Annotated in this window: 15 protein-coding genes; 4 read left to right on the plus strand and 11 right to left on the minus strand. The window is 67.1% G+C overall.

Features of this window, described 5'->3' with window-relative positions:
- Window positions 1–46 precede the first annotated feature (46 nt).
- The 6 genes from WS95_RS09510 to WS95_RS09535 all read right to left on the minus strand — a co-directional run bounded on the left by WS95_RS09510 (window position 47) and on the right by WS95_RS09535 (window position 8386).
- Entirely contained in the window at window positions 47–2161 is a 2115-nt protein-coding gene (locus WS95_RS09510; protein ID WP_059823461.1) for a phosphocholine-specific phospholipase C, read from the minus strand.
- Between the two features lie 42 nt (window positions 2162–2203).
- Window positions 2204–2407, minus strand: a complete 204-nt coding sequence (locus WS95_RS09515; RefSeq protein ID WP_034204156.1) for a hypothetical protein — start codon at window positions 2405–2407, stop codon at window positions 2204–2206.
- A gap of 323 nt (window positions 2408–2730) precedes the next feature.
- Window positions 2731–4725, minus strand: a complete 1995-nt coding sequence (locus WS95_RS09520) for an acetyl-CoA carboxylase biotin carboxylase subunit (protein ID WP_059823462.1) — start codon at window positions 4723–4725, stop codon at window positions 2731–2733.
- Window positions 4726–4761: 36 nt separating this feature from the next.
- Complete coding sequence (locus WS95_RS09525; protein ID WP_059823464.1) at window positions 4762–5547, minus strand: enoyl-CoA hydratase/isomerase family protein; 786 nt, start codon at window positions 5545–5547, stop codon at window positions 4762–4764.
- A 19-nt stretch (window positions 5548–5566) separates the two neighbouring features.
- Window positions 5567–7174 carry a carboxyl transferase domain-containing protein gene (locus WS95_RS09530; protein WP_034204153.1) on the minus strand — a complete coding sequence of 536 codons (1608 nt, stop codon included), beginning with the start codon at window positions 7172–7174 and terminating at the stop codon, window positions 5567–5569.
- A 30-nt stretch (window positions 7175–7204) separates the two neighbouring features.
- Complete coding sequence (locus WS95_RS09535) at window positions 7205–8386, minus strand: isovaleryl-CoA dehydrogenase (protein WP_059782861.1); 1182 nt, start codon at window positions 8384–8386, stop codon at window positions 7205–7207.
- A gap of 196 nt (window positions 8387–8582) precedes the next feature.
- Here WS95_RS09535 and WS95_RS09540 point away from each other — a divergent pair, with 196 nt between their 5' ends.
- Window positions 8583–9305 carry a TetR/AcrR family transcriptional regulator gene (locus tag WS95_RS09540; RefSeq protein ID WP_059823466.1) on the plus strand — a complete coding sequence of 241 codons (723 nt, stop codon included), beginning with the start codon at window positions 8583–8585 and terminating at the stop codon, window positions 9303–9305.
- Window positions 9306–9366: 61 nt separating this feature from the next.
- On the opposite strand, the gene WS95_RS09545 is transcribed toward WS95_RS09540, so the two are convergent.
- Complete coding sequence (locus WS95_RS09545; RefSeq protein ID WP_034204150.1) at window positions 9367–9855, minus strand: MarR family winged helix-turn-helix transcriptional regulator; 489 nt, start codon at window positions 9853–9855, stop codon at window positions 9367–9369.
- 202 nt (window positions 9856–10057) lie between these two features.
- Between WS95_RS09545 and WS95_RS09550 the strand changes: the two genes are divergently transcribed.
- Window positions 10058–11137 carry an aromatic ring-hydroxylating dioxygenase subunit alpha gene (locus WS95_RS09550; protein WP_059823468.1) on the plus strand — a complete coding sequence of 360 codons (1080 nt, stop codon included), beginning with the start codon at window positions 10058–10060 and terminating at the stop codon, window positions 11135–11137.
- Window positions 11134–12099 carry a PDR/VanB family oxidoreductase gene (locus tag WS95_RS09555; protein ID WP_059823470.1) on the plus strand — a complete coding sequence of 322 codons (966 nt, stop codon included), beginning with the start codon at window positions 11134–11136 and terminating at the stop codon, window positions 12097–12099. Before WS95_RS09550 ends, WS95_RS09555 begins: the two co-directional genes overlap by 4 nt.
- Window positions 12100–12274: 175 nt before the next feature.
- On the opposite strand, the gene WS95_RS09560 is transcribed toward WS95_RS09555, so the two are convergent.
- Window positions 12275–12721 (minus strand): hypothetical protein, encoded by a 447-nt coding sequence (locus WS95_RS09560; RefSeq protein WP_059823472.1) that lies wholly within the window; start codon window positions 12719–12721, stop codon window positions 12275–12277.
- A gap of 400 nt (window positions 12722–13121) precedes the next feature.
- On the opposite strand from WS95_RS09560, the gene WS95_RS09565 reads away from it, so the two are divergent.
- A complete protein-coding gene (locus tag WS95_RS09565; protein ID WP_059823474.1) occupies window positions 13122–15290 on the plus strand; it encodes a TonB-dependent siderophore receptor in 2169 nt (722 codons plus the stop codon).
- 13 nt (window positions 15291–15303) lie between these two features.
- On the opposite strand, the gene WS95_RS09570 is transcribed toward WS95_RS09565, so the two are convergent.
- The 3 genes from WS95_RS09570 to WS95_RS09580 all read right to left on the minus strand — a co-directional run bounded on the left by WS95_RS09570 (window position 15304) and on the right by WS95_RS09580 (window position 19401).
- Window positions 15304–17229: a hypothetical protein gene (locus tag WS95_RS09570; protein WP_059823475.1), complete on the minus strand. Its 1926-nt coding sequence runs from the start codon at window positions 17227–17229 to the stop codon at window positions 15304–15306.
- Between the two features lie 444 nt (window positions 17230–17673).
- A complete protein-coding gene (locus tag WS95_RS09575) occupies window positions 17674–18105 on the minus strand; it encodes a GFA family protein (protein ID WP_034204144.1) in 432 nt (143 codons plus the stop codon).
- 102 nt (window positions 18106–18207) lie between these two features.
- Window positions 18208–19401, minus strand: a complete 1194-nt coding sequence (locus WS95_RS09580) for a porin (protein WP_059823477.1) — start codon at window positions 19399–19401, stop codon at window positions 18208–18210.
- Window positions 19402–19444: the final 43 nt, after the last annotated feature.

Consider the following 19444-nt stretch of genomic DNA (forward strand, 5'->3'; position numbering starts at 1 on the left):
CGGCCGGTTGAATCCGGCCGGCGCGTCGTCGCATCGGTTGCCGTCGTCAGATCGCCGTGATCGTCGGCGCGACGGCCGCAGGGTCGGTGATGCTCGGCTTGCCGGTCTCGACGTGCCCCGCGATGCGGCGCATCCAGCCGGCATTGCCCGCCACCGCGAACTGCAGGTCGTACCAGTGGCTGCTGCACGACAGGTCCCAGTGCGCTTCGATGCGCTGGCCCGCCGGAACCGTCAGCGTGCGCGCCGCGCCGCCATAGGCGACATCGGTCGCCGTGACCGTCAGCGGGCCGGTGCCGGCATTGGCGATCGTCACGTAAACATCGCCGTTCGCGGTGTCGTAGCACGGCGTGATTTCAGGCTTGGCCGCCGCATCGGCGGCCGCCGACCCCGCGAAGCGCCGGAAATAACCGTTCGGCCCCCACACGCTCACCAGATAGTTGCCGTTCGCATCGAGCGCCCACGTATCGGTCAGTTGCTTGCCGGCTTCGACCGTATAGCGGCGCGGCATCGCGGTGGGGTCTCCCGTATAGACCCAGAAGTGCGCGCCCTGCGTGCCGGTATTCGCGAACGTCAGCGCGTAGCCTTGCGCCTGCAACTGGCCGGTGACGTGCAATTCGTACGGCAGCGCACGCGCCGGCCGCGTGCCCGGTTCCTGCGCGGTCACGACCTGCTGCGCGGTGCTGGCCGGCGCGGTCTGCGACGATGCGCGCGAGCACTGCAGGTCGGCCTGCGCGACATAGGCCTGCGTGCTCGGCAGGGTCGGCAGCGTCGCGTCCGATTTCGAGAAATCGAGCGCCGACGTCAGATCGCCGCAGATCGCGCGACGCCACGGCGAGATGTTGGTTTCGATCACGCCGAAGCGCTTCTCGATGAATTGCAGCACCGATGTGTGATCGAACACCTGCGAGCACACGAAGCCGCCCTTCGACCACGGCGACACGACGAACATCGGCACGCGCGGGCCGAGGCCGTACGGCAGGTTGTCGGCCGTATAAGTGCCGGCTTGTGTCGACGTCACGACGTTGTGCCGCTCGAGCGACACGTCGACGGTGCTCATGCCGGAGCCCGGCAGCGTCGGCGCCGACGGCGGCACGACATGGTCGAAGAAGCCGTCGTTCTCGTCGTACATGATCAGCAGGACCGTCTTGCTCCACACGTCCGGATTGGACGTCAGCGCATCGAGGATCGTCGACAGGTAGTACGCGCCATACAGCGGCGTGAATTTCGGATGCTCCGAATACGCGGCGGGCGGCAGCAGCCACGACACCTGCGGCAGCGCATTCGCCTGCACGTCGGCCTTCAACTGCGTGATCGGACGCGTGCTCATCCCGCGCGTCTGCAGCGACGACCCGGCCGGCGCGTTCACGAAGTTGCTGAAGCACGCCAGCATGTTGGTGCCGTAGTTGCCGGTGAAGTTGTCGAACCCGGTGCCCTGCTGATAGATCTGCCACGAGATGCCGGCCTTTTCGAGCCGTTCCGGGTAGGTCGTCCAGTTGAAGGGCGGCAGTTGGACCTTGTCGAACTGGTTGTCGATGTAGTCGGTGTTGTCGAGCAACGGGCCGCCGCCCGTGCCGAGCGGATCGACCATGCCCGTCATCAGGTACATGCGGTTCGGGTGCGTGTTGCCCGGGATCGAGCAGAAGTAGTTGTCGCACACCGTGAACGCATCCGCGAGCGCGTAGTGGAACGGGATGTCGTCGCGAACGTGATAGCCCATCGTCATGTTCGACTTCTGCACGGCCCACTGGTCCGCGCGGCCGTTGTCGATCGCGCCGTGCGTCGTCGCCCACGTGTGCGGCAGGCCGCCGATACATTGCGCGTTGACGCCCGGATTGGTCGTGTCGTAGCGAAACGGTGCGATCACGCTCGACTTGTCTTCCTGGCGCGGCTGGAACCACACCGGCTTGCCGTTCGGCAGCGTCACCGGGAACCGATCGTTGTAGCCGCGCACGCCGCTCAGATGACCGAGGTAATGGTCGAACGAGCGATTCTCCTGCATGAACACGACGATGTGCTGCACATCCTGGATCGTGCCCGTGACGGTGTTCGGCTCGATCGCCAGCGCCTTGCGGATCGATTCCGGCAGCAGTGCGGTGGCGGCGGTCGCGCCGGCGAGGCCGGCCGAGAACTTCAGAAAATCGCGTCGCGAATGGATGGCCATGCTGGTTGCTCTTGATGGGTTTTCTGGAGGGAACGGCCGGAATCAGGAAGCGGGCGACGAAGCCGGTGCGGTGAAACCCGGCGGGCAGCGCATCTGCGCGGTGGCGACCACGGCGCCGCCGCACGCGGCCTTCTGCTGCGCGACGGGCGCGGCGGGTGCGGTCAGGTCGTCGTTGCAGGCGCCGAGCAGCGCAGTCAGCGCGATCAGGCCGGCGACCGCGAAAGGCCGTAGGGCCGACGTTCGCATAACGGTTCTCCGTGAGGATGACGACGTGACGCAGGCGCGAACGCCGCGCCGGTCATATCGACGCCGAGATGCTATGTTCGACTTGTTACACGACGGTGTCGAGCGGCGGGAAGATCGGGGGGCACGCAGCGCGCGGCACGCGGGGACGTGGCGGGAACGGCGGAGTTCGTAAGTATTTCGAAAGATTTGCGCGAATCGCGCGTACTGCTTCGTGCGTCCTCGATACCGACGCCGCGCTGTCGCGACGACGGCGGATGACGAAGTGCTTTCCTGCGGGCCGGCCGCGGCAGCGGCGGCCGGCCCGTGTAGAGTGGCAAGGCCGCTCAGCCTTCCGCCATCATCAGCAACTGCGCACCGTCCGCGACCTGGTCGCCGACGCCGTACAGCACTTCCGCGACGACGCCCGCGCGCGGCGCGCCGATCGTGTGTTCCATCTTCATCGCTTCCATCACGATCAGCGGCGTGCCGGCTTCGACCTGCTGGCCCGGCTCGACCAGCACCGCGATCACCTTGCCGGGCATCGGCGCGGTCAGGCGGCCGCCGCCCTGCTCCGCGTCGCCCGCATGCGCGAGCAGGTTGCGCCATTCGAACGTTTCGGCCGCGCCCTGCGTGAACACATGAAACGTGTCGCCGTCCGCATGGACGCGGCCGCTGCCGCGCACGCCGCCGAGCGTCACGTCGAAATCGAGCGGCGTGGCGCCGCGGGCCCATGCGAACGGTTGCGCGGCCGCGTCGCCGATCGCGATGCGCGTGCCGTCGCCGTCGTCCTCGTACGTCACCGTCACGTCCGCTTCGCGATCGGGCGCGTGCCATTCGAACGTGCGGCGATAGCCGCCGTTCAGCCGCCAGTCCGGCAGCGCACTCCACGGCGAGGCGGCCTGCGTTGCCCCGCGTTCGCGGGCAAGCAGCGCCGCGCATGCGAGTGCGAGCGCCGCGCGCGGCGGCTGTTGCGGCGCGAACAGCGCATCGTGATTGCGCTCGATCAGGCCCGTGTCGAGATCGGCCGTCGCGAACGGCTCGCACGCGACGATCCGCTGCAGGAACGCGGCGTTCGTATGCAGGCCGACCACTTCGCATGCGCGCAGCGCACGCAGCATCAGGCCCAGCGCTTCCGCGCGGTCCGCGCCGTGGACGATCAGCTTCGCGATCATCGGATCGTAGAACGGCGTGATCGCATCGCCTTCGCGCACGCCGCTGTCGACGCGCACCGCCGCACCGATGTCGAACTCGACGCCGGCCGGCAGCCGCAGGTGCTTCAGCGTGCCCGTCGACGGCAGGAAGCCGCGCGCGGGGTTCTCCGCGTAAAGGCGTGCCTCGAGCGCATGGCCCCGTACGCGCAACGCCTCCTGCTTCAGCGGCAGCGGCTCGCCCGCCGCGACGCGCAGTTGCCATTCGACGAGATCGAGCCCCGTGACCATCTCGGTGACCGGATGCTCGACCTGCAGGCGCGTGTTCATCTCCATGAAGTAGAACGCGTCGCCCGTCATGATGAACTCGACGGTGCCCGCGCCGACATAGCCGACCGCACGCGCGGCCGCGACGGCCGCTTCGCCCATTGCCTGGCGCACGTCGTCGTGCAGCCCCGGCGCCGGCGCTTCCTCGAGCACCTTCTGGTGACGGCGCTGCACCGAGCAGTCGCGGTCGAACAGGTACACGGTATTGCCGTGCGTGTCGCCGAACACCTGCACTTCGACGTGGCGCGGACGCGTCAGGTATTTCTCGATCAGCACGCGATCGTTGCCGAAGCTGCTCGCGGCCTCGCGCTGGCACGACGCGAGCGCCGCCGGGAAATCGTCGGAGCGCTCGACCACGCGCATCCCCTTGCCGCCGCCGCCCGCGCTCGCTTTCAGCAGCACCGGATAGCCGATCCCGTCGGCTTCGCGATGCAGCCTGGCCGCGTCCTGGTCGTCGCCGTGATAGCCGGGCACGAGCGGCACGGCGGCCGCGTGCATCAGCGCCTTGGCGGCCGCCTTCGATCCCATCGCCGCGATGGCGTCGACCGGCGGCCCGATGAACACGATGCCGGCCGCTTCGCATGCATGCGCAAAATCTTCGTTCTCCGACAGAAAGCCGTAGCCGGGATGAATCGCCTGTGCGCCGGTCGCGCGCGCGGCTTCGATGATGCGCTCGATGCGCAGGTAGCTGTCTGCCGCGGCCGAGCCGCCGATGTGCACGGCCTCGTCGCATGCGGCCACGTGTTTCGCGTTCGCGTCCGCGTCGGAATAGACGGCGACGCTCGCGATCCCGAGACGTTTGCACGTCGCGGCGACGCGGCACGCGATTTCGCCGCGGTTGGCGATCAGAATCTTGTCGAACATGGCTTCGATGTCGTCCGGAAGGTTGGGGTCACGCGATCATTCACGCCACGACGGCGTGCGCTTGTCGAGGAAGGACGCGATCCCTTCGCGCGCTTCCGCGCCGGCGCGGGTCTGCGCGATCCAGTCGGCGGTCTGCTCGATCAGCGTCGCGTCGAGCGCGCGGCCGGCCACGTCGGCGACGAGCCGCTTGCACGCCGTCACCGCGTCGGGGCCGTTCGCGACGAGCGTCGCGGCCAGCTTCGCGACCGTTTCGTCGAGCGCGTCGGCCGGCACCGCATCGTGAATGAAGCCGAGCGACGCGGCACGCGTGCTGTCGAACACCTCGGCCGTCGTGAAATAGCGGCGCGCCGCGCGCTCGCCCATCGCACGCACGACGTACGGCGCGATCGTCGCGGGAATCAGCCCGAGCCGCGCTTCCGACAGGCAGAACTTCACGCCGTCGGCGGCGATCGCGATGTCGGCCGCCGCGACGAGGCCCACGCCGCCCGCATACGCATCGCCATGCACGCGCGCGATCACCGGCTTGCGGCAGCGATAAATCGCTTCGAGCATCCGCGCGAGCTTGCGCGCATCGGCGCGGTTCTCGTCGGCCGAGTAACCGGCCATCTTCTTCATCCAGTTCAGATCCGCGCCCGCGCAGAATGCCGTCCCTTCCGCGGCGAGCACGATCGCGCGCACGCCTTGGTACGCGTCGAGCCATTCGAACGCGGTGGTCAGCTCGGCGATCATCGTCTCGTTGAACGCATTGCGCACGTCGGGCCGCGCGAGCGTGACGGTCGCCACGCGGCCGGCTTCGCTTACCTTGATCGTTTCGTATCGCATCGGTCTGTCCTCCCGGGCGTTACATGCGGAACACGCCGAAGCGCGTGTCGTCGATCGGCGCGTTCATCGACGCGGCAAGGCCGAGCCCGAGCACGTCGCGCGTCTGCGCGGGATCGATCACGCCGTCGTCCCACAGCCGCGCGCTCGCATAATACGGATGGCCCTGGCGCTCGTACTGGTCGCGAATCGGCTGCTTGAACGCGTCCTCTTCCTCGGCCGACCACGACCCGCCCTTCGCTTCGATGCCGTCGCGACGCACGGTCGCGAGCACCGACGCGGCCTGTTCGCCACCCATCACCGAGATGCGGGCGTTCGGCCACATCCACAGGAAGCGCGGGCCGAACGCGCGGCCGCACATCCCGTAGTTGCCGGCGCCGAACGAGCCGCCGATGATCACCGTGAATTTCGGCACCTTCGCATTCGACACGGCCGTCACCATCTTCGCGCCATGCCGCGCGATGCCTTCGTTCTCGTACTTGCGCCCGACCATGAAGCCCGTGATGTTCTGCAGGAACACGAGCGGAATCTTGCGCTGGCAGCACAGCTCGATGAAATGCGCGCCCTTCACGGCCGATTCGGAAAACAGGATGCCGTTGTTCGCGACGATCCCGACCGGATGGCCCCAGATGTGCGCGAAGCCCGTGACGAGCGTCGTGCCGAAGCGCGCCTTGAATTCGTCGAACTCGGAATCGTCGACGATGCGCGCGATCACTTCACGCACGTCGAACGGCTTGCGCGTGTCGACCGGAATCACGCCGTACAGGCTCTTCGCGTCGTAGCGCGGCGGCTTCGGCTCGCGCAGCGCGACCGGCGGCGCAATCTTCGGTGCGAGATGGCCGACGATGTTGCGCGCGATCGACAACGCATGCGCGTCGTTCTGCGCGAGATGATCGGCCACGCCCGACAGGCGCGTGTGCACGTCGCCGCCGCCCAGATCCTCCGCGCTCACTTCCTCGCCGGTCGCAGCCTTCACGAGCGGCGGCCCGCCGAGGAAAATCGTGCCCTGGTCCTTCACGATGATCGACTCGTCGCTCATCGCCGGCACGTACGCGCCGCCGGCCGTGCACGAGCCCATCACGACCGCGATCTGCGCGATCCCCGCGGCCGACATCGTCGCCTGGTTGAAAAAGATGCGGCCGAAGTGATCGCGATCGGGAAACACGTCGTCCTGGTTCGGCAGGTTCGCGCCGCCCGAATCGACGAGGTACACGCACGGCAGCCGGTTTTCCGCGGCGATTTCCTGCGCGCGCACGTGCTTCTTCACCGTGATCGGATAGTAGGTGCCGCCCTTGACCGTCGCGTCGTTGCACACGATCACGCATTCGCGGCCGGCGATGCGGCCGATCCCGGTGATGACGCCCGCGCCCGGCGCGTCGTCGTTGTACATGCCGTTCGCGGCGAGCTGCGACAGCTCGAGAAACGGCGCGCCCGGATCGAGCAGTTGCGCGATGCGCTCGCGCGGCAGCAGCTTGCCGCGCGCCAGGTGCTTGTCGCGCGCGGCCTGGCCGCCGCCCTGCGCGAGCTGTTCGATCTTCGCGCGCAGGTCGGCGACAACGGCTTCCAGCGCCGCGGCATTCGCGCGGAAGTCTTCCGAACGCGGGTTCAGTTTCGATTCGATGATCGGCATCGACGGGGCTCCGTTCGCGTGACGTGGGCGTTACATCGTTTCCGCGAACAGCTCGCGGCCGATCAGCATCCGGCGGATCTCGCTCGTGCCGGCGCCGATCTCGTACAGCTTCGCATCGCGCCACAGGCGCCCGACCGGGTATTCGTTGATGTAGCCGTTGCCGCCGAGGATCTGGATCGCCTCGCCGGCCATCCACGTCGCCTTCTCGGCCGTGTAGAGGATCACGCCCGCGCAGTCCTTGCGCACCTGGCGAATGTGGTCGCTGCCCGCCGAGTCGAGATGGCGGCCCACTGCGTACAGGTACGCACGGCACGCCTGGAACGTGGTGTACATGTCGGCGACCTTGCCCTGGATCAGCTGGAATTCGCCGATCGACTGGCCGAACTGCTTGCGGTCGTGGATATACGGCACCACCGCATCGAGACACGCAGCCATGATGCCCGTCGGGCCGCCCGACAACACCGCGCGCTCGTAGTCGAGGCCGCTCATCAGCACCTTCACGCCGCCGTTCAGTTGGCCGAGGATGTTCTCTTCCGGCACTTCGACGTCCTGGAACACCAGCTCGCCCGTGTGCGACCCGCGCATGCCGAGCTTGTCGAGCTTCTGCGCGACCGAGAAGCCCTTCATCCCCTTCTCGACGATGAATGCGGTGATGCCGCGCGGGCCGGCGTCGACGTCCGTCTTCGCGTAGACGACGAGCGTGTCGCAATCGGGGCCGTTGGTGATCCACATCTTCGTGCCGTTGAGCACGTAGCGGTCGCCGCGCTTGTCCGCGCGCAGCTTCATGCTGACGACGTCGGAGCCGGCATTCGGCTCGCTCATCGCGAGCGCGCCGACGTGTTCGCCCGACACGAGCTTCGGCAGGTACTTCCGTTTTTGCGCGTCGGTGCCGTTGCGGTGGATCTGGTTCACGCACAGGTTCGAATGCGCGCCGTACGACAGGCCGATCGACGCCGACGCGCGCGAGATCTCCTCCATCGCGACCATGTGCGCGGTGTAGCCCATGTTCGCGCCGCCGTATTCCTCGGAGACGGTCATGCCGAGCACGCCGAGATCGCCGAACTTCTTCCACAGATCCATCGGGAACTGGTCGGTGCGGTCGACCTCCGCCGCGCGCGGCGCGATTTCCTTCGCCGCAAACGTCGCGACGGCGTCGCGCAGCATCTCGATGTCTTCACCGAGCATGAATTGCACGCCGGGCAGGTTGATCATGTCTCCTCCGTCTCCAGAAAGTGTGTCGCACCCACCGATTTCTGAGTTTTGCTCACATCGAATGAATACGCCGATTCATTGACCAATACAGCGGAAATTTTGCACAGTTTCGCGCCTCGCCGGGTTCGGCGTCAATAGTTTTCTGAGTGATACTCAGCTATCATGCGAGCATGACAGCCGCCCCCCCCCCGACACCATGACCGCCACCGCCAAAGCCGACCGCGCCGACACGCCGCGCGCACCCGCCGGGCGCAAATCCCAGCAGCGCGTGCAGGACATTCTGCGCGCCGGCCGGGAAGTGTTTGCCGAAAAAGGTTACGAGCATGCGACGGCCGCCGAGATCGCGCAGCGCGTGGGCGTGTCGGAGGCGACGGTGTTCAGCTATTTCCGCGGCAAGCGCGAGCTGTGCGCGCGCGTGATCGCCGACTGGTACGACGAAATCATCGCCGCGTTCGAACACGGGATGCCGCGCGACGCGTCGGTGCAGCAACAGTTCGCGTTCATCGTGCGCACGCACCTGCGGCTGATGCTCGTGAACGGCACGGGATTGTGCGCGCTGGTGCTGTCGGAAGGCCGCGCGAAGCAGCATGCGCTGAGCGACGAGCTCACCGCGCTGCAGCGCCGCTACACGGCGCCGCTGATGGACGTGCTCGCGCGCGGCCAGGCGGCCGGGCAGGTTCGCGCGGACCTGCCGCTGAGCCTGCTCCGCTCGATGGTGTTCGGGCCGATCGAGCACGTGCTGTGGGACGCGATCCTCGGGCACCGCAAGCTCGATACGGAAACGACGGCCACGCAATTGATCGACATGCTGTGGGCCGCCGTACAGCCGCCGGCGCCGGAACAGGCGGCGCTCGTGCGCTTCCGGAACGAAGTGTCCGAAGCCGTGCGGCGACTGGAAGGGGAAGCGTCACGCGCGTGACGCCGTCGGGCAGCGCGGCGGCTGCCCCGCCACCGCTTTCGCTGCCGACGGCTCGGCGCCACTACGAATCCTCGCTCACCCGCAGCGGCGCGCGACTCTGCTCGTTGTTCAAATGGACGAACTTGCGCAACAGGCGCATCAGTTCCCGCGAATCGTCGTCGCCCATCCCGTCGAACAGGCCGGCGCGCAGTTCCTGCACCGACGGAATCAGATGCGTGAGCAACTCGACGCCCGCCGGCGTCAACAGCAGGCGCCGCTGACGCCGCGGCAGCACTTCGCGGACGATCAATCCTTTCGCTTCGAGCCGGACCGCGAGATCGGCGGTGGTCGACGTGTCGAGCGCCACGCGCTGCGCGAGCGTCACCTGGTCGAGCCCCGGATTCTCGTAGAGCATCCGCAGCACCGCGTACTGCACGGGCGTCACGTCCCGGCCCAGCTTCTCGTAGAACATCGCGACCGCGATCTGGTGCGCGCGCCGGATCAGGTGCCCGGGTTCGTCGTACAGGTCGATCGGGAAAGCCGGCAGGTCGGCGGGATTCGTTTTTTCCATGAATGAGTCGATGACGTAGGCGGCGCACGCCGGTTGCGCGCGCCGTCGGCATGGCGCCGCGTTGCGCCACGTTCCCGGGAAAACCAGTATACCGCCCGCCTTGCTCTCGCCAATCTCAATAAGTACACTGAATCTCATTCAGTACACGGAATGAAGATCGGGCCGCATCCCCGGCGGCACCGCCCCGAAGGAGACAAAGATCATGTTTCTCAAGAACGCGTGGTACGTGGCGTGCACGCCTGACGAGATCGACGGCAAGCCGCTGGGCCGCAAGATCTGCAACGAATCGATGGTGTTTTACCGCGCGGCGGACGGCCAGGTCGCCGCGCTCGAGGACTTCTGCCCGCACCGCGGCGCGCCGCTGTCGCTGGGGTTCGTGCGCGACGGCGTGCTCGTGTGCGGTTATCACGGGCTGGAAATGGGCTGCAACGGCCGGACGACCGGCATGCCGGGCCAGCGTGTCGGCGGCTTCCCGCCGATTCGCAGCTTCCCGGCGATCGAGCGGTACGGCTTCGTGTGGGTGTGGCCGGGAGACGCGTCCGCAGCCGATCCCGCCAAACTGCCCGCGCTGGCGTGGGCCGAGGATCCGGCCTGGGCGCACGGCGGCGGCCTCTATCACATTCGCTGCGACTACCGGCTGATGATCGACAACCTGATGGATCTCACGCACGAGACCTACGTGCATGCGACGAGCATCGGCCAGAAGGAAATCGACGAAGCGCCGCCGAAGACGACCAGCCACGGCGACGAAGTCGTCACGAGCCGCTTCATGGAAAACGTGATGCCGCCGCCGTTCTGGCGGATGGCGCTGCGCGGCAACGGACTCGCCGACGACGTGCCGGTCGACCGCTGGCAGATCTGCCGCTTCACGCCGCCGAGCCACGTGATGATCGAAGTGGGCGTCGCGCATGCGGGCCACGGCGGCTACGACGCGCCGGCGGACAGGAAGGCGTCGTCGATCGTGGTCGACTTCATCACGCCCGAGACGGATACGTCGATCTGGTACTTCTGGGGGATGGCGCGCAACTTCCGGCCCGACGATCACGCGCTGACCGCCGAGATCCGCGAAGGCCAGGGCAAGATTTTCGCGGAGGATCTCGAGATGCTCGAGCGACAGCAGCGCAATCTCGAGCAGTGGCCCGAGCGCACGCTCCTCAAGCTCAACATCGACGCCGGCGGTGTGCTGTCGCGCAAGGTGATCGACCGGCTGCTCGCCGCCGAAAACGCGGCGAGCCCGCAGCGGCCCGTGATGCCGGTCGCGCACGTCAAGGAGGCGTCATGAGCGGCGCGACATTGACGGTGCGCGTGGCCCGCAAGTGGCAGGAAGCGCGCGACATCTGCGGCTTCGAACTGGTCAGCGACGACGGCTCGCCATTGCCGCGCTTCGACGCCGGCGCGCATATCGACGTGCATCTTCCGGGCGGGCTCGTGCGTCAGTACTCGCTGTGCAACCACCCGGAGCAACGCGATCGCTATCAAATCGCGGTGCTGCGCGAGGCCGACGGCCGCGGCGGGTCGCGTGCGATTCACGACGAAGTCCGGCAAGGCGATATCGTGCGGATCGGCCTGCCGCGCAATCAATTTCCGCTCGCGTGCGACGCGCCGCACCATCTGTTGCTCGCCGGCGGGATCGGCGTCACGCCGATTCTCAGCATGGCGGAACGGCTGTTCTCGTCGGGCATGCCGTTCGACATGCATTACTGCGCGCGTTCGGCCGATCGGATGGCCTTCGTCGAGCGGATCAATGCGGCCGGATTTCGCGATCGCGCGCGCTTGCACGTCGACGACGGCGATCCCGCGCAACGCTTCGATCTGGCTGCCGTGCTCGCCGGCGCGCCCGACGGCACGCACCTGTACGTATGCGGCCCGCGCGGCTTCATGGATGCGGTGCTGAACGCGGCACGCGAGCGCGGCTGGGGCGACGCGCGGTTGCACTACGAGTTCTTCGGCGGCGCGGTGGCATCGTCCGGCGCGGATCGCGCATTCCAGGTGCGGATCGCGAGCAGCGGTAAGGTGATCGACGTGCCGGCCGGATGCACGGTGATCGCGGCGCTGGCGGCGCACGGCGTCGACGTGCTGACGTCGTGCGAGCAAGGCGTGTGCGGCACGTGCTTGACTCGCGTGCTCGAAGGCGAGCCCGATCATCGCGATGCGTATCTGACCGACGACGAAAAGGCGGCCGGCGACCAGTTCATGCCGTGCTGCTCGCGGTCGCGAACCGAGCTGCTGGTACTCGATCTGTAGACCTGTAGATCGGTAGATGGACCGCCCGACTCGCGGCGGCCCATCGCAATACTGGAACGATCAACGGCGCATCTTGGCCGGCCATCGATCAAGACACCTGAATTCCCGACCGATCAATGGCGCTGCAACCCGGCCCCGCTCGACCATCGCGCTCGGTGCGCCCCCATCGCTCGGCTCAATCGGCGAGCCGGCAATGCGACAGCTTCAACCCCGGCAGCACCGGCGCGTCGATATAGCCTTCGTTCACACAGCTGAACCGGAACGCCGCGGACGTGACGAACGGCTTGATCTCGCCGCCGGGAAATTTCGGCTTCAGCGCGCCTTGGTCGGCCACGTCGAAATGCGTGTCGAACTGCTCGCCGTCGGCCGTCAGCGCACCGAAATACGTGCCATCCGGATCGCTGCCCATCCGGATCACGGCGCCGACGAACGTGAGGCGCTTGCCGTCGTACTTCGTCTTCGCAACAGCCATGTCCTGCGTATAGGCCTCGATTACGGCGCCGTAGTGCACGTCGAGCGCAGGTTCGGCGCTCGACGCCGCACGGGCGGCCTCGTGAACGCACGGCAGCAGCGCGCAGGCCGCAAGCGCGGCCGTCATGAACGGCGCGGAAATCTTCTTCATGGTGGTCTCCCGTCCAGCGTGGTGGTTGAAGTGATCGAAGCCCGGCGCGACGCCGGTCGAATTCGTTTCCGTTGCTTTAATCGTTCGAATGGCGGTACACGGCTGCGATCGCTTCATCGCCCGCATGGTCGTGCGCGGTGCATGGCGTCGCGCTGAACGCGACGCGACAGGAAGATGACATGGTGCGGCCCCCGGCTCTCTCGTTGAATTTCACTGCGTCTGATTTTGGCCGCTACGGTAGCAGACTGCCGGCAGGCCGGCAATCGAGCGGCGAGCGCTGCCCGATCGCTTCATTACAATTGCAAATGATTCTCATTACGTGTATCATGCGCGTCCTGGCCGCACTGCAACGCCGCGGCCCGCAACACGATCCTCAGCACGCCTCTTCCTGCATCGATTCATGCCATTCCGCCGAATGCCTCGCCGTGCCCGGACCCTGCGTCCGTGGCGCACACGCCTGCCGGTCCTGCTCACCCTGTGCGCCGCGAGCGGCGTGCAGGCCGCGGGCGCCGAACCCGTTGCGCCCGCAACCGCCGCTGCGGCGCCGGCCGAACACGAACTCCCGACGATCAGCGTCAACGCATCGTCGGCCGTCGATCCGACGATCGGCTATCAGCCACGCACGACGAGCATCGCGGGCGGCGGCGACCGTGCGCTCACGGAGATCCCGCAGTCGGTCGCGGTGGTCAGCAGCAGCGTGATGCAGGATCAGCAGGCGCGCTCGCTCGACGACGTGCTCGGCAACATCAGCGGCGTCACGCAGACGAACACGCTCGGCGGCACGCGCGACGCGTTCATCAAGCGCGGCTTCGGATCGAACAACGACGGCTCGGTGCTGGTCGACGGCGTGCGCACGCCGGTGCTGCACAGCTATCTCGCGACGATCGATCGCGTCGAAGTCCTGAAGGGCCCCGCCTCGCTGCTGTACGGGATGCAGGATCCGGGCGGCGTGATCAACCTCGTCACGCGCAAGCCGGAAGACACGTTCGGCGGCTCGATCTCCGCGTCGCGCACGAACCACGGCGGCAGCAACGCGCAGTTCGATCTCACGGGGCCGCTCGGCAAGCCGGGGCAAGTCGCGGGCGGCACGCTCGCATTCCGGCTGACCGGCGAATACGACACGAGCCGCTACTGGCGCAGCTTCGGCCGCGAACGCCATGCGTTGATCGCGCCCGCGCTGTCGTGGCACGACGCGAACACGTCGATCGACGTCAGTTACCAGTACGTCGACTACACGACGCCGTTCGACCGCGGCACCGTGCTCGTGAACGGCCAGCTCGACGATGCGCTGCGCTATCGCCGCTACGAGGAGGCGTGGTCGCAAAGCAGCGGCATCCAGGAAACGCTGCGTACGCGCATCGAGCACCGCTTCTCCGATGCATGGCGCGTGCGCGCGACCTACGGCTGGGGCCGCGACCGTTACGACCAGTTCATCACGCGCGCCACCGCGTTCAACAGCAGGACCGGCGCGCTGACGCGCTCGTCCGATGCGAACCTCGGACGCAACGATTCCGACCAGATCGCGACGCTCGGCCTGCTCGGCAACGTGACGCTCGCGGGGATGCACCACGCGATCTATGTCGGCGGCGAATACGAACGGCAGCGCAGCTTCCGCGGCGACACGATTCGCGGCAAGGCGACGACGGGCTTCAATCTCTACGATCCCGTGTACGGCCTGCTCGCGCCCGGCGGCATACCCAATACGAAGCAAAGCGATTCGCGCTCGGTCGTGCATGCGTATTCGACGATCGTGCAGGATTCGGTGAAAATCACCGAGCGCCTCACTGCGGTAGGCGGGCTGCGCTGGGAAAACTGGCAGCAGGAATCGGGGATGGGCCGGCCGTTCGTGTTCGCCGACCGCTCGCGCGGCAGCGTCTGGCTGCCGCAGTTCGGGCTCGCGTATGCGCTCACGCCGGCGCTGACCGCGTACGCGAACGTGAGCCGCTCGTTCAAGCCGAACGTCGCGTCGAACGTCGCGGCGCCGCTTGCGCCGGAATACGGCCGCGTGCTCGAGGCCGGGCTGAAGTTCAGCCTGAAGCCCGCGATCACGGGCACGCTCGCCGTGTACCAGATCGACAAGCGCAACGTCGCGGTCACGGTCGGCGACATCACGTCGACGATCGGCACCGCGCGCTCGCGCGGAATCGAACTCGACGTCGCCGGGCAAATCACGCGCCACCTGAGCGTGATCGGCAGCTATGCGTATACGAACGCGAACGATCGCGACAGCAATACGCCGCTCGTCAACGTCGCGCGCCACACGGGCAGCCTGTTCGCGGTCTACGACACGGCCATCGCGAACCTGCCCGGACGCTGGCGCTTCGGCGGCGGGGCGCGGCTCGTCGGCGCGCGCTCGGGCGACACCGCGAACAGCTTCACGCTGCCCGGCTACGTGAGCGTCGACGCGTTCGCGGCGTACGAAACGACGATCGGCAAATTCCCGACCCGCTTCCAGCTCAACGTGAAGAACCTGCTCGACAAGACCTACTATCCGTCGAGCAACAGCAACCTGATCGTCGCGGTCGGCGAGCCGCGGCTCGTCACGCTGACCACGACGGTATCGTTCTGACGCCGCGGCGCGCTCACGGGCGCCAGCGATACACGACGATGCTCGAGCCGTTGTAGTTGTCCTTCGTGATCACGTATTCGCCGGTCGAGCGCAGATACGCGCGCACGCCGTACATCGAATCGACGTCGTTGCCGACGTCCATCGCCGCCGCGTTCGAGTTCGTCAGCGTCGTGACGAGCGCGCCGGTGTTCAGGTCGAATACGTCGATGTTCGGCACCGTGTGCACATAGCCGACGAACAGGTAGTGGCCGGCCGCCGCGATCGATTTGGGGTTCGCGCTCGTCAGGTCGATCACCGGGTTCGGCGTGCTCGTGTTGCCGTTCTTCCAGCCGCGATAGACCTCGATGTGCCCGTTCATCGCGGTCCAGTCCCAGTTGCCCGCAAGGCCCTGCGCGAGGATCATCGTGTCGCTGTCGGCCTGGTAGATGATGCGCGTCACGGGCGCCACGCTGCTCGGCACGGCCGTCGTCACCGGCTTGCCCCATGACGGCTTGCCGGTCGCGTCGAAGCCCGTCATCGGGTAGCGCGTGATCACGTTGGAGCCGTTCAGGCCGGCCCACACGTCGCCGTTGCCGTCGATGTCGAAACCGGCCGTCACCTGCAACGTCGTGTTGAACGGCTTGCCGGGCAGCGAGCCGGCCGGAATCGCGATATAGCCGCTCGCGGGGTTGAAGTAGTAGAAGTTGAAGTTGCCCGGGTTCTGGCCCGACGCGACGAGGATCCGGTTGCCGCCGACCGTCACGAGCTGGCCGAAGTGCTGGCCGCGCTGATAGTCGTTCATGTCGAGGCGCGGGTCCTTCGGATAGGTGAACGGATCGACCGTGTTCGCGACGAACGTGCCGCCCGCGGTGCCCGTATAGACGTTGTTGCCGCTGAAGAACAACGTGCCGTCGGTCGCGGGGTCGGGCGCGGCGATGCCCTCGAAGTTCAGCGCCTGCAGTTTCCATTGCAGCGTGCCGATCGGGCTGTACGCATGCAGATCGGTGCTGCCGTTGCGGCCGAGATCCCAGCCGCCGCCCCATGCATTGTTCAACACGTACAGGTTGCCGGCGGCATCCTTGCCGAGCGCCGCGACGCGCGTGAAGCGCTTGTCGCCGACCTGCCCCTTGATGCCCGTCGTCGTGTCGAGATAGCCGCCCTGCACGCCGAACGTGCCGATCTGCACGGGCATCCCGGGCAGCCCGCCATACACCTTGATGTTCATGTCGGGCCCTTCGTCGCCCACCATCAAACGGCCCATCGACGCATCGAAGTACAGCGACGCCGGCCGCGCGCCGGCCGCCATCTGCAGCGTGTTCATCGCCGCGCCGGTCGCGCTGAATTGCGCGACGACGCCCGCGCTCTTGCGCGCGACCCACAGGTTGCCGGCCGCATCGAGCGCCAGCGCGCCAGGGCCCGTGACGCCGATGTCGCGCTGCCACACGCCGTCGGTCGTATAGACGCGCACGCGGTTACCGTAGAAGTCGCTCACGTACAGCAGGTTGCCGCCCGTCGCGAGGCCCGTGATCACGTCCGCATACTGGATGCCCGTCCACGTGCTGACCGGAATGCGCAGGTCGCGCTGGTTCGTGCTCCGGTTGTAGCGGCCCACCGAGCCGCTGCCGAACGTGCGGTTGTAGCCGAGCGCGACGAACAGCGACGTCGAGTTGCCGGTGATCGCGCCGCCCTGGAATTCGTCGTGGATGCCGATCGTGCCGAGCGGCTGGCCGTTCTGGTAGATCGCGACGCCGCCCGCGTTCTCGTCCCAGCGCGACGCCGTGTAGATCACGCCTTCGGGCGCGACCCACATCGAGCGCGCGCCGTTGCCGACGTGCGACGCCAGCGTGCCGTACGTGTTCGCGAGCCAGTCGGTCGTGTATTGCGCCTGCGCATGGCTTGCCGACGCCAGCATCGCCATGCACATTCCCAGCAATACCGCGCGGATTCGTTTCATTGACATGAATAATGCTCCCAGACGAACAATGGTCGACACTGTAAATCGCGGCGCATGAAATATTGGTGATTCCGGCAATGCGCATTCGCCGTTACCCCGAATTATTCACTCCGCGCCTTTTGCCGTCCGGCGCTTTTTCGTCAACGATCGCAAAATCTGCGAACCCTCGCCGCGACGGCCTGCCAGCCGCGCGGTTTCAGCGCATTCCCCGGCATTTTCTTCCGGGTCTCCGAATGCAGGCACGTCATTCTTTCTGACATGACCGCATTCCTTTTCATTCGCCGGAAGTCGTTCCGATTATTACAAATCGAAATTTAAATGAAAGAAAAAAAATATTGATCCGGCGCGATCCGCTTTTTGCGAGTTCGCGCACGGCAGGGAAAGCGGATGGGAAAGGAAAATGCGGCGGAAAAAAGCGCGCCGGCCGTACCGGCACGCGGCGCCGATCGTTCAGTTCGTCGGGTCGAACGTCGGGCCGTCCCAGCCGTCGACGTATTTCGGCAGGGCATCGACGACGTCGATCACGCGTTGCCGGTAGAACAGGTGCATCGTCGGCTGCAGGTCGCCGGGCAATTGCCCGCCATGCGCACGCGCACTCAGGCTGTTCGGCACGACGCGCATGCCGAGCCGGTTCGTCCCGAACACGATCTCGCCGCACGACGCGCACCACGCGCGCGACATCGACTTCGACGGATGCGGGAACGTCGCATGGCCGCCGTCGATCGTCACCTGCTCCGGCGGCCATGCGGTTGCGGACAGCATCGGCGTGCCATAGAAATCGCGGCAGGTCGCGCAATGGCAATTCGCACGCGCCGCCGGCTCGCCGCACAGCGTGACGGTCACGGCGCCGCACAGGCAGCGCGCGGAAAACGTTCGGGTCATGTCGTCTCCTCGAAAACGGAGGCGACAGTATAGGCGCCTGCACACGACGGGGCCCGCCGCGTAGCGGCAGCGGGCTCCGTTGCATGCGCAACGATCGCTGCGTCAGAACTTCTGGCGCAGCCCCAGGCTCACGATTGCCTGCGACCGCGAATCGGACGAGTGGCCGTTCGCCTTGTCCGACACCGACGCGGTCGCGGCCACCGGCCGGCCGAGCGCGTCGAGCGTCGTGCCGGACGCATGCTGATACGCGCCGAGCAGGTACACGCTGGTGCGCTTCGACAGGTCGTAGACGGCGCCGAGCGTGACGTTGTGATACTGCGCGCGGTTGTCGATGCCGTCGACGTCGCTGCCGCGCGTGTAGCTGTAGCCGGCGAACAGCTGCGTCTGCGGCTGCACGTTCCAGCGCGTGAACACGCCCGCGACGTTGAAGGTCGCGTGGCCGCTGAACAGCGACTGCGCGCCGCTGCGGTACTGCACGTTGCTGTAGTTCACGCCGACGACGGCCGGGCCGAAGTCGTACGTCGCCCCCGTCGCGATCACCTGCTGCGACTGCGCGCTCGCGTAGCCTTCGTTGATCGACGAATTGAACAGGCCGTCGTCGGTGCTCTGCCACTTGCCCGCCGTCGGATCGGTCGCGCCCGTCTTGCTGTTGTCCGAGCGCTCGTAGCCGACGCCCACGCGCAGCGGGCCGGCCGCGTACGCGGCGCCGACGCTCCACGTGTTGCGCTGCTTCATGCTGCCCGGCTGGCCGCCGAAGCCGTACAGCGCGCCGAACGTGAAGCCCGAGTAGTTCGCGCTCGTGTACTTGATCGCGCTGTCGACGCGCGCGGTCTGGTCGAGATCGTCGATGTCGCCCGGGTGCGCGCCGAAGCCGCCGATGAACGACGACGGGCCGACCGGGCTCACGAAATCGTCGAGCGACGTGTACTGGCGGCCGAGCGTGATCGTGCCGTAGCGGTCGCTGCCGACGCCGACGAACGCCTGCCGGCCGAACTGGCGGCCGCCCTGGCCCGACGTGCCGTTGGTGATGTCGAAGCCGTTCTCGAGGACGAACAGCGCGCGCATCCCGCCGCCGAGATCCTCCGAACCCTTGATGCCCCAGCGGCTGCCGGACAGGTTGCCGGTCGTGAGCCCGACGCTCGAATGCCCGGCGTACGCGCCCGCGGAGCCGACGCGTTCGTTGCTGCGATAGGTCACGCCCGCGTCGACGATGCCGTACAGCGTGACGGAGCTTTGCGCGGCAGCGATACCCGCGAGCGAGAGCAGCAGCGGGGCTGCGATCAGTTGCTTGTTCATGGTTTTCATGTCTCCGGGCGGTGAACCCGTTGTTCTGGCTGTG

It is taken from the genome of Burkholderia sp. MSMB1826, assembly GCF_001526325.1.
Classification (GTDB): domain Bacteria; phylum Pseudomonadota; class Gammaproteobacteria; order Burkholderiales; family Burkholderiaceae; genus Burkholderia.

Bases quoted from the DNA above. Each gene is read 5' to 3' on its own strand.
- WS95_RS09570 (WP_059823475.1), bottom strand. From the start codon at position 17,229: ATGTCAATGAAACGAATCCGCGCGGTATTGCTGGGAATGTGCATGGCG.
- WS95_RS09540 (WP_059823466.1), top strand. From the start codon at position 8,583: ATGACCGCCACCGCCAAAGCCGACCGCGCCGACACGCCGCGCGCACCC.
- WS95_RS09575 (WP_034204144.1), bottom strand. From the start codon at position 18,105: ATGACCCGAACGTTTTCCGCGCGCTGCCTGTGCGGCGCCGTGACCGTC.
- WS95_RS09565 (WP_059823474.1), top strand. From the start codon at position 13,122: ATGCCATTCCGCCGAATGCCTCGCCGTGCCCGGACCCTGCGTCCGTGG.
- WS95_RS09580 (WP_059823477.1), bottom strand. From the start codon at position 19,401: ATGAACAAGCAACTGATCGCAGCCCCGCTGCTGCTCTCGCTCGCGGGT.
- WS95_RS09515 (WP_034204156.1), bottom strand. From the start codon at position 2,407: ATGCGAACGTCGGCCCTACGGCCTTTCGCGGTCGCCGGCCTGATCGCG.
- WS95_RS09550 (WP_059823468.1), top strand. From the start codon at position 10,058: ATGTTTCTCAAGAACGCGTGGTACGTGGCGTGCACGCCTGACGAGATC.
- WS95_RS09530 (WP_034204153.1), bottom strand. From the start codon at position 7,174: ATGCCGATCATCGAATCGAAACTGAACCCGCGTTCGGAAGACTTCCGC.
- WS95_RS09510 (WP_059823461.1), bottom strand. From the start codon at position 2,161: ATGGCCATCCATTCGCGACGCGATTTTCTGAAGTTCTCGGCCGGCCTC.
- WS95_RS09525 (WP_059823464.1), bottom strand. From the start codon at position 5,547: ATGCGATACGAAACGATCAAGGTAAGCGAAGCCGGCCGCGTGGCGACC.
- WS95_RS09555 (WP_059823470.1), top strand. From the start codon at position 11,134: ATGAGCGGCGCGACATTGACGGTGCGCGTGGCCCGCAAGTGGCAGGAA.
- WS95_RS09535 (WP_059782861.1), bottom strand. From the start codon at position 8,386: ATGATCAACCTGCCCGGCGTGCAATTCATGCTCGGTGAAGACATCGAG.
- WS95_RS09545 (WP_034204150.1), bottom strand. From the start codon at position 9,855: ATGGAAAAAACGAATCCCGCCGACCTGCCGGCTTTCCCGATCGACCTG.
- WS95_RS09560 (WP_059823472.1), bottom strand. From the start codon at position 12,721: ATGAAGAAGATTTCCGCGCCGTTCATGACGGCCGCGCTTGCGGCCTGC.
- WS95_RS09520 (WP_059823462.1), bottom strand. From the start codon at position 4,725: ATGTTCGACAAGATTCTGATCGCCAACCGCGGCGAAATCGCGTGCCGC.